The 9,655-nt window shown below is 58.6% G+C and carries 7 protein-coding genes and 1 pseudogene; 6 read left to right on the forward strand and 2 right to left on the reverse strand.

Features of this window, described 5'->3' with window-relative positions; translation table 11 throughout:
* Positions 1 to 286 precede the first annotated feature (286 nt).
* The 3 genes from CK222_RS24160 (at position 287) to CK222_RS24170 (ending at position 3,908) form a co-directional block, all read left to right on the forward strand.
* The gene (locus CK222_RS24160; RefSeq protein WP_176477733.1) at positions 287 to 1,357 is read left to right on the forward strand and encodes a GlxA family transcriptional regulator; all 1,071 of its coding nucleotides are present in this window, start codon (positions 287 to 289) and stop codon (positions 1,355 to 1,357) included.
* A gap of 192 nt (positions 1,358 to 1,549) precedes the next feature.
* On the forward strand, positions 1,550 to 2,728 hold the full coding sequence (locus CK222_RS24165; RefSeq protein ID WP_095802130.1) for a M24 family metallopeptidase: 1,179 nt from the start codon (positions 1,550 to 1,552) through the stop codon (positions 2,726 to 2,728).
* A gap of 40 nt (positions 2,729 to 2,768) precedes the next feature.
* Positions 2,769 to 3,908 carry an amidohydrolase gene (locus CK222_RS24170; protein WP_095802151.1) on the forward strand — a complete coding sequence of 380 codons (1,140 nt, stop codon included), beginning with the start codon at positions 2,769 to 2,771 and terminating at the stop codon, positions 3,906 to 3,908.
* A 215-nt stretch (positions 3,909 to 4,123) separates the two neighbouring features.
* On the opposite strand, the gene CK222_RS24175 is transcribed toward CK222_RS24170, so the two are convergent.
* Positions 4,124 to 4,585, reverse strand: a complete 462-nt coding sequence (locus CK222_RS24175) for an Lrp/AsnC family transcriptional regulator (protein WP_027163259.1) — start codon at positions 4,583 to 4,585, stop codon at positions 4,124 to 4,126.
* Between the two features lie 399 nt (positions 4,586 to 4,984).
* Between CK222_RS24175 and CK222_RS24180 the strand changes: the two genes are divergently transcribed.
* The 3 genes from CK222_RS24180 to ehuB all read left to right on the forward strand — a co-directional run bounded on the left by CK222_RS24180 (position 4,985) and on the right by ehuB (position 8,637).
* Positions 4,985 to 6,055, forward strand: a complete 1,071-nt coding sequence (locus tag CK222_RS24180) for an aminotransferase class V-fold PLP-dependent enzyme (protein WP_245433223.1) — start codon at positions 4,985 to 4,987, stop codon at positions 6,053 to 6,055.
* A 36-nt stretch (positions 6,056 to 6,091) separates the two neighbouring features.
* Positions 6,092 to 7,237, forward strand: coding sequence for a M20 family metallopeptidase (locus tag CK222_RS24185; protein WP_095802132.1), 1,146 nt, complete (start codon positions 6,092 to 6,094; stop codon positions 7,235 to 7,237).
* A 527-nt stretch (positions 7,238 to 7,764) separates the two neighbouring features.
* Positions 7,765 to 8,637, forward strand: a complete 873-nt coding sequence (ehuB, locus tag CK222_RS24190) for an ectoine/hydroxyectoine ABC transporter substrate-binding protein EhuB (RefSeq protein WP_095802133.1) — start codon at positions 7,765 to 7,767, stop codon at positions 8,635 to 8,637.
* Positions 8,638 to 8,805: 168 nt separating this feature from the next.
* Here the strand turns inward: ehuB and CK222_RS33040 are convergent.
* A pseudogene (locus CK222_RS33040) lies at positions 8,806 to 9,211 on the reverse strand (DDE-type integrase/transposase/recombinase); the annotation flags it as partial.
* Between the last annotated feature and the right edge of the window lie 444 nt (positions 9,212 to 9,655).

The following is a 9,655-nucleotide window of genomic DNA, read 5'->3' on the forward strand; positions in this document are numbered from 1 at the left end:
AGCCTGGGCCGGCCTGTACTCGAGCGGTTCCCGGGTGTGCGTGGAAAGTTGCAGAAAACCGGCCCCCGAATGCGGGGGCTGGCGCCAAGCGGCGGCCCAGACCGGAGCCTCGCCTAGTTGCTTGCCGGCGGACGATCGGGCGTTTCGAAGCAGCAAGCGGAATACGGTTCGATGGGGCGTCTTTGTTGCGTAGCTGCTCTGGTCTCCAATGAAAGAAGGCGGTCGTGCAAGTTTTGGGACGACTGCTAGACGCACGAGAGATCAGGGTCGGAGAAGGAACCCCGGGATGCTAGACTCACAGTCAACGTGCCAAAATTTCTGCTTTTATCTCCTGCCGGCCTTTTCGCTCCGGGCCTTCTCGTCGGCAGTTGAAGCGCTGAGGCTCGCTAACGAGGTTTTGGGGCGGGACGTGTATAGCTGGCAGGTCATTTCGGACGACGGGCGACCTGCGGCCTCGAGTTGTGGGCTGTCGGTTTGCGCCGATTCATCGTTGCCCTTCGAACGTGAAAAGACCCGGCGGTCGATCTCAACCCCGGTCGTCGTAGTCGTGGGCGGCCGCAATGCTCCTGGTCCGGACAAACAGCTTGATGCATGGCTTCGAGAGTGTCGCAACCGCCGCGGTAGCCTCGTAGGGATAAGTAGCGGCACGATCGCGCTTGCTCGGGCGGGGCTTGCAGAAGGGCGGCGTTGCGCGGTTCACTGGGAACAATTTCCAATATTCTCTGAGCGGTTCCCAGGCGTGATAGCCACTCAAACAGCCTTCGAGCGGGACGGGAAACTCTACACTTGCGCTGGAGGAGACGCCCCGTTCGACATGTTTCTTGACTTAGTCGACCATCATCATGGGGCGATAGTCGTCAACCGAATTTGCGAAAAAGCTATCGCGTGTAGCACCCGTTCAGCGGGGGACCGGCAACGTCTACCGCTTCATTCTCGAATGCAACTAAATCACCAAGCGGTCATCAAGGTAATTGAAGCGATGGAGGCAAACCTCACCGAGCCATTGCTGTTGGACGAACTTGTGGGAGTCGCTCGACTATCCCGTCGTCAAGTTGAGCGGCTGTTTAGGCGGGAACTAGGATGTTCTCCGAGCCGCTATTATTTGGATCTGCGTCTGGAACGAGCGCACCTCCTACTCATCAGCTCTCGCTTGCCAGTCGTTGAAATCGCAATGGCTTGCGGCTTTGTTTCTGCATCGCATTTCTCAAAAGCTTATCGCGAAGCGTACGGATGCGCGCCGCATCAGTCACGATTGCCGATTTTCCAACGAGAGAGAATGCGGTCGAACAAGCAGGGCAATAGAACCCGGCAGATCGATCGGAGGCTAAGTAACGAAAGTATGCCAAACTGCCAGTAGAGCGCCGCATGTATTCTCGAGATAGCGTATGGCGCTCCTTGGCTGACCGGCCTCAGCAAAATCAGTGGTAGACGAGAGGTCGAACGGGTCGGCTTTGGTCAGTTCTTGCCGATTGCCCTTTGCAACCCGGGGCGGCACAGTCCGCTCAGACATTATGTGAACACACCCCGTGCCATAGAATAGGATGATTCGATGATCCAATTGCCCTTCGCGCTCAGCGAATACCGCAGCAGGCTCTCTGCCATCCGCGCCGAAATGGCGCGCCGCAACCTTGATCTGCTGATCGTTAACGACGTCACCAACCAGCACTACATCACTGGCTATGACGGCTGGTCCTTCTACACTCCGCAAATGGTTCTGGTGCCGCTCGCCGACGAGGAGCCGGTCTGGGTCGGTCGGGCCATGGATGCCGCCGGCGGGCTGTTGACGGCATGGATGATGCCCGAAAATGTCGTTGGCTTCCCGGAAGACCATGTCCAGCGCCCGGACCGCCATCCGATGGACTGGATCGCCGACTGGATCGAGAGGAAGGGCTGGGGGCGCGGCAATATCGGCATCGAGCTCGAGGCCTATTACTATTCTCCTAAGGCGCACGCTCGTCTGACGGCGGGCCTGCCCAACGCAGTGTTCCACGACGCCGACCTTTTGGTGAACTGGATTCGCAGTGTCAAATCGGACGCCGAGATCGGCTATCTCCGCAAAGCCTCGCGCCTTGCGGAGGCTGCGGTCACCGCGGCCTATAACGTGATTGCGCCAGGCGTTCGCGAGTGCGACGCCATCGCCACCATCCAAGCCGCCCAGATCGCGGGCTCGCCGGATTTCGCGGGCGACATCACCGCCCTGCCGCCGACCATACTAGGCGGCGCAAACGCCTCGGCACCGCACATCATGTGGAGCGACCGACGCTTCGGCGACAACGAAACCGTCGCACTCGAACTCGCCGGGGTCGTGCGCCGCTACGCCGCCGGGCTGGCCCGGACGCTTCAGTTAGGCGCCATGCCAGCCAAGGTCGGCGACACCGGCAAGGCCGTGCTCGAAGGCATGGACGCCGTCCTTGCTGCGATCAAGCCTGGAGTTGTGGCGGAAGACGTCGAGGCAAGCTGGCGCAAGGTCATCGAGCGCCACGGCCTGAAGAAGGAGTCCCGCATAGGCTATTCGATCGGGGCCGCCTATCCGCCAGACTGGGGCGAACACACGATCAGCCTGCGACAGGGCGACAAGACCATTTTGAAGCCCGGCAACGTCCTTCATTCCATCCTCGGTATGTGGATGGATGGCTGGGGGATCGAAGTGAGCGAAACGATCCTCGTCACTGCCGATGGCTGCGAAACGCTGACCAGCTTCCCGCGAGAAATCCATGTCAAACGTTGAAACTTGCAATGGATTTATGGATGCCGCTCTGGAGCGCGGGATGATCGAGATCCGCCGCCACCTGCATCGCAATCCGGAGCTCTCGAACCAAGAGAGCGAGACGCAGGCATATCTCAAGGTGCTGGAAGAAGCAGGGCTCGCCGGTATCAGGCCAGTCGCCGGCTTCGGTCTCGCCGTCGACGTGGTTGGCACGGCCAGTCGCTCGAACCGCAAGGTCGTGATCAGGGCCGATATCGACGCGCTGCCGATCACGGAAACCTCAGGCGTGCCATTCAGCTCGGGGCGTCCGGGCGTCATGCATGCCTGCGGCCACGACGCCCATACCGCGATGGGCTACGCGGCGAGCGTCCTTCTGGAGCGCCAGAAGCAGTCATTCAGCGGCACGGTCAGGATCATCTTTCAGCCCGCCGAAGAGGCGGAACCGCTCGGCGCCCGCCGGATCGTCGAGGAAGGGTTGCTGGACGACATCGACGCGGCGATCGGCATCCATGTCGATGCGTATACCGAGACGGGGAAGATCGCGGTCGGCGCAGGGCCGTATACGCTTGCCTGCGATACATTTGACATCATCGTCACCGGCAACTCCGCGCACGCGGCAAAACCCTCCGAAGGCGTCGACGCCATCGCCGTCGCCCGCTCGATGGTGAGCGAGCTGCAGAAGATCGTGTCGCGCGAGATCGACCCGTACGATCCGCTGGTCATCTCCATCACCGGCATTGAAGGCGGGGGCGCCTACAATGTGATCGCCGCCGAGGCGAGGTTGAAAGGCACGATTCGAAGCGGGCATGAATCGACCCGCCAGCACGCTTGGAAGAGGCTGCGCCAGGTTGTGGAGGGCCTCGCTTCAAGCCACAATGCCAGTGCCGAGGTGGACCTCAGACGTGGCGAACCGCCGGTCATCAACGACCCTGACATGGTCGAGCTCATCCGCCGAACCGGGGCCGGCTTGCTGGGGCAAGACAACATCCTGAGCGCGGCGGGCTGGACCGCAGCCGATGATTTCGCCTTCTACAGTGAGAAGTGCCCATCGGTCTATTTCCGGCTGGGCATCCGCAACGAGAAGCTCGGAGCGATCTATCCACTTCACCATCCACAATTTCGAGTGGATGAACAGGCGCTGTCGATAGGCGCTGTTGTCCTGTGCAACGCTGCCCGAGATTTCTTATTGCCACAATGCTAGGGCAGTCACCTATGATTGAAATCGGCAGCACTCGCACGCCCACTGACTTGCCCGCGGGTCGATGGCGCCGCGACCTGCGGCCGAGCTGGAATATTCAGCGAGGTGCCCGATCTTGCAGGACTCTGATTTCGTAGCTTGCGTGATCACCGGATGAAGGCAGCTTTTCCGGACAGAAAGACCGCACGATCAGTACGAACCCGGATGCAGTGCCGTCACTACTCCTCAATAGGCAAAGCTAATGATGCCTTGATCCGGTCCATCACGACCATCGTCTTGACTGCCTTGATATCGGACTCGTGAAAAAATCGACGGGTAAATGCCTCATATTCGGCCATGTCCCGCACCGAGATCAGAAGAACGAAATCAGCTTCACCCGTGACATAATACGCACTCATGATTTCAGGCGTGCGCCTAACCGCTTGCTTGAAGCGATCAATGATGTCTACCCGCTCGCGCTCCAGACTGATAGACGCCAGCATGAGCATGGGACGCCCCACGGCTTGGGGGGAGACTATGGCCACGTCAGCCTCAATCACACCATCATCGCGCAGTCGCTTCAGTCGCCGCTGACAAGCGGTTGCAGAAAGGCCCGCAAGTTCGCCCAACTCGGCGGTCGTAAGGCGATTGTCGCGCTGCACGGCGTTGAGAAGCTTCCGATCAACTCGATCCAGGTCCATTATCATCATCACTGCAAAAAACGGGGCTTTCGCGCAGAAAAACGGCTCAGCTTTGGTGATATTAGCCTGACTTCCACAATGATCAAGCCATAAAATGATCTGATCAGCGAAGCCCTTCACCCAGCCCAGGTGCTGACCTCTTGTTAATGAATCGGCCCGGGGCACGGGCGCCTGCAAAGGTAGCCTCGACGGCTCACTAAAATGGCAACTTCGGCTCATAACTGTGGGCTTAATGAGTAGGTTTTGCTTTCCCAACCCATAAACACGGATCTGATAACGAGCATGACAAGCCACTTTCTGCCCTTGGACCTCCTTCGCCAGGAGTTTCCGGCCACTGGAAGCGCCATTTACATGGATGTTGCAAATCAGGGGCTTATATCCAGGACGACTCGAACGTCTATGAATCAGCACCTCGACAATAGACTGAATGGCCTGAATGACGAAGAAAGAATGATGCAACTTGTCGAGCGGACTCGTTCCAGGTTCGCCACGTTCATCGCGGCCGACAAAGATGAGATTGCCGTCACGAAAAACGCATCCGAAGGCATAAATATCATCGGGCATGCGATCGATTGGAGGTCCGGCGATAACGTTGTCCTGTGTCAAAAATTGGAACACGCCAACAACATCCTGCCGTGGCTACAGCTTCGGGATAAATACAAGATCGAACTTCGGATTGTAGAACCGGATAACGGCTCAATTCCACCCGGGGCGGTCGCCAAGGTCATCGACTCTCGCACCCGCATCGTCACAGTATCGACGGTCACAATGGTGCCGGGTTTCAAGACGGTGATGGAGCCCATTGCTGAAGCTTGCAAGCGGTTTGGCGCTTTTCTTTTGGCCGACGCGTCTCAGTCCGTCGGTATATTGGATACTGATGTCACCCGGCTTGGTGTCGACGGGTTGGTGGCATCATCTTACAAGGGATTAATGGGGCTCTATGGGTTGGGGTTTCTGTATTGCCGCCGAGAATGGGCCGACCGCCTGAGCCCTGCCTACCTCGCGCGCTTTAGTGTCGATCTCGGGGCCGCACCAGAATCGGCTCCCATATTCGATTCGGTTAAATTGCGCGCTGGGGCGCCCCGTTTTGAAATTGGCCATTATAATTTCGCCGGCGTGATAGCGGTCTACGCATCAATCGGACAACTGATGGAGATCGGCACGTTGGCGATTGAACAAAGCGTCACATCGGTTGCAAGACGGCTGGCATCGGGCTTGTTGGATCTCGGCCTACCCGTTTGCGGCGGCGCACCAGGGAATCACACCGGAAGTATCGTTGCTCTCGGAGATCCAGCGCTTGATGGTTCGCGAGGCGTGGATGGCCGCATTCACTCGCTCCATCAACACCTGACCAAAAACCAGGTGATCGTTTCGATGCGCAGGGGCATGCTGCGGTTTTCACTGCATCTATACAACACGGCCGACGAGGTTGACCGTGTGATAGCTCTGGCAAAGAACTGGTCGGCCTAACCGGAACCTACATTCTCAAGGAGGTATAAGAGTATCATGTCGTCCATAAGCACACAAACGGTCGAGCTTCTCAAACAACTCATCAAAATTGAGAGCATCAACCCGTCAGCGTCAGCAAAGGGGAGCGGAGAGCAAAAAATCGCCGAGTTTCTCGAGGCTTTTTGCCGCGAGCGAAACCTGCCGTATGAGTATCAGGAAGTTGAGGGCGGCCGATCGAACTTCTTTACCTGGGTGCCTGGGCAGGAGCCCGATAGACGTGTCCTGTTCATATCGCATATGGACACGGTGCCAGTTGACAACTGGGAGGCAGATCCTTTCTCGCCAGACGAGAGAGACGGGCGAATTTATGGGCGAGGAAGTTGTGATGATAAGGGCCCGCTCGCTGCAATGCTGATGGCTCTTACCACTCTCGGCGACCGTAAGCCACGAGCCACGATTGTGCTCGGAGCGAGCGTCGACGAGGAGTATCGGAAGAAGGGTGCGCGAAAAATCGCCCAATCGGGTGTGTCCTACGAAGCCGCTGTCGTCGGTGAGCCGACTGACTTGGAGCTAGTCGTTGCGCATAAGGGGTCGGTTCGTTGGCAGGTCGAGGTGGAGGGTGTGCCGGCTCACAGCTCCAAGCCCCACCTCGGGGTGAACGCAATCACAGGGATGGCCAAGGTAATCCTGGCGATCGACAAAATTAACGAGACTTTGTCTCAACGCGTGCACCCGCTAGTCAGCCCCCCTACCCTCACCATCACTCTCATCGAAGGGGGTACGGAATTGGCGACGGTACCACCATCGTGCCGCGTATGGATCGACCGGCGGCTTATACCGGGAGAGCGACCGGCAGACGCGCTCCAGGAAGTTGAAAACATCCTCGAGGGCCTGCGCCAGGGTCCCGATAAGATCAACGTGCGCTCGCTGCTACCTGCTCTGGAAGATCCAGCTCCTCCAAGTGCGGAAGCAACAAAAATCGCCGCAGTAGCGGCAAAGGCCTGTGCTGAAGTTGCCGGAACGGGCCAGCACCGCGGAGTTCCATATGGGACGGATGCGAGTCAGCTCTCCTTGGGAGGTATCCCCTGCGTTATTCTCGGTCCCGGGAGCATTGATCAGGCTCATACTGCCAACGAGTATGTCGAAATTGACCAGGTGGCGAAGGCGGTCGAGATCTACCAAAAGATTATGCTCAGTTACTAAGGCAATTCGATATTAGCACGTTTTGTGATGGTCGCGGGCCCGGCGACGGCGTCGGGCTCGTTTAAGCAGCGCATAGCCGTTCGACGCTGTATCGACCCCCCTCACGCCACTGCGTCAAACGGAAGTAACTTCCGCGTTCAGGCGGATCTGCGGCTCCTGTAGTTCGAGCATCCGTCGCCTCAACGCTAATCCTGGCCCCTGCCGTTCACAAGATAAATCAACTGTCGGCGGCCCCCCCTCGGGCGTTCAAGACCGTCCTAGAGCACTGCAAAATCGCCGATTTGATGCGCGCAGCAGCAAAATTCCGCATAATTGGGGATCACAACGCTGCTAATTTTACCAAGCGGGAAAAGCTGTCACACATCTGACCCGAGAAAGAAGATCTCCAGATGCCGCGACGTGACTTTCGGCCTGCCAGAGACGGGAAACTGCCGCATTCTGGTCCATGTAAAAGCACTGCCCGATGTTGTCCTTACAACCTCATCCGGCAGGACCAGCGGCCAAGCGCAATGGAAGGAACTTTTCAAATGAATATGTGGCGCCTTGAAACTGGGAGCAATCTTTGGAGACGTGTACTTCTGAACGTGGCTGCGTTGGCTATGGCCCTCGCAACCGTGGCGCTCGCTGGGTCAGCGTCGGCTCAGTCGCTGCTCGACAAGATCAAGAACGGAGAAACTGTCCGGCTGGGCTTCTCGAACGAACCTCCTTTTTCCATTCCGGGCCCAAACAACGAGCCGCTCGGCTGGGTCAACGCAATGGCGCTGGACCTACTTAAAAAGCTGGGCACCACCAAGGTCGAGCCGGTTGTGACCGAATGGGGTTCGCTCATCCCCGGCATGCATGCCGGTCGCCTCGACATCATTACCGGCGGCATGTACATCCTACCAGACCGCTGCCGCAACGTGCTGTTCACAGAGCCACTGGCTGTTCTAAGCGCAGCTCTGATCGTACCAAAGGGCAATCCGCAGAACCTCCGTTCTTATAAGGATCTGCGCGATAAGGGGCTAACGGTCGCCACCGGCGCGGGCTGGGACGACGTTCAGAATGCTCGCAACGCCGGCATCCCCGACGAGAATATTTTGCAGGTCGCCGGATCCGCAGAGGTCCTGCAGGCCGTGAAGGCGGGTCGCTCGGCCGCGGGTGTAGGCGACTACTTCACCATGAAGGAGTTCGCCGCCAAGGACGCCAGCATGGATGTGACCGATCTGCTTCCCGATAGTCCCAAAGGGTATCCGGCTCTCGCCTTCCTGCCCAACCAGCAGGCGACCGTCGACGCTTTCAACGCGGTATTGAAAGACTATCTGGCGTCCAAAGAAATGATGGAGTCCGTCGGCAAATACGGCTACACGACAACCAACCTGCCGGACCGCACGACGGCAGCCCAGCTCTGCAAGGGCTGAAGCCCCAGCGGGTTTTGCAAATGGGCTGAGCGCCACCTCGACGAGGTCGGGGAGGCGCTCAGTGGCACAAGGGCCTGAAGTTATCTCTCTTTTTTGGCTCGCCTTTCCCTCGGGTTTCTGGATGTGAAACGGCTGAATAGCGGCGCAGAGAGGGCTGTACGAGGCCAATCAGGCGTCTCCTCGGCCAGGGGCGGGTTCGGATTTGAAGGCGTACTTCGCCTGTCGCTTGCGCATCCTGTGGATCATTTCGATGCCGGACACGACGCTTGATGCGCTGATAGTCCTGCGCGATCCGTTTGTTCAGATACTGGCGCCGGTGGATGCCGATCGGCTTAGCTGGCGCTGGGAGCGATCCTGCACGCGATTTGTGATGTCGCAGGAACCGATCGCCTCGTGGTTGGTCTGGCTGCCGCCGATCACGGCAATATCCGGTCGGCCATGACGCCCCAGCGCTTTTCTGAAGAAGCGCTTGGCCGCCGGAAGGTCGCGCTGTTCGCTGAATCAAAACTCGACTTGTCACCGACAGTATCGATCGCGACAAAAACATTCGCTGGCCGCGGACCAAGACCGCAGACGAGCGTATCCGGCGGCCATGAGCACCTGAGCACCGCGGTGCCGGGATCAAGGTTTCGATGGTGAGAAGCGATGATCTTCTTCTACGAGGAGTTTGACCTCTCGATGCCTTCATCGGTGAAGGCCAAGATCCCGTCGTCATCGTTGGCCCCGTAGACGCAGATGACGCCGTCCTCGAGGGCTCGAGACCGAGCCGAAGGTCCTGGATGAGAGCTTCGCTCGCAACCCGCGAGCCGGCGAGCACTGGCCGGCCGGCGAGAGTGGCGGGAGGAGTTGACGGGGACTTGCCATTGCAGAGCGCAGTCGATCCGCCGGCGCCTCAGGAAAAGGCTCTGACGAAGGCCAGGCGCCGGATCAGGGAATTAGAGTGCGCATTTCGCAAAAGCCGGACAGGGGTTCCGCTAATTCCCGGACAGTGGTTTCGCTAATGTCGGGACAGTCTGGC

Source organism: Mesorhizobium sp. WSM3866, from assembly GCF_002294795.1.
Taxonomy (GTDB): Bacteria; Pseudomonadota; Alphaproteobacteria; order Rhizobiales; family Rhizobiaceae; genus Mesorhizobium.

What these genes read in the sequence shown, in the direction of transcription:
- CK222_RS24160 (WP_176477733.1), top strand. Translation starts at nt 287, where the DNA reads ATGCTAGACTCACAGTCAACGTGCCAAAATTTCTGCTTTTATCTCCTG.
- CK222_RS24165 (WP_095802130.1), top strand. Translation starts at nt 1,550, where the DNA reads ATGATCCAATTGCCCTTCGCGCTCAGCGAATACCGCAGCAGGCTCTCT.
- CK222_RS24170 (WP_095802151.1), top strand. Translation starts at nt 2,769, where the DNA reads ATGATCGAGATCCGCCGCCACCTGCATCGCAATCCGGAGCTCTCGAAC.
- CK222_RS24175 (WP_027163259.1), bottom strand. Translation starts at nt 4,585, where the DNA reads ATGGACCTGGATCGAGTTGATCGGAAGCTTCTCAACGCCGTGCAGCGC.
- CK222_RS24180 (WP_245433223.1), top strand. Translation starts at nt 4,985, where the DNA reads ATGAATCAGCACCTCGACAATAGACTGAATGGCCTGAATGACGAAGAA.
- CK222_RS24185 (WP_095802132.1), top strand. Translation starts at nt 6,092, where the DNA reads ATGTCGTCCATAAGCACACAAACGGTCGAGCTTCTCAAACAACTCATC.
- ehuB (WP_095802133.1), top strand. Translation starts at nt 7,765, where the DNA reads ATGAATATGTGGCGCCTTGAAACTGGGAGCAATCTTTGGAGACGTGTA.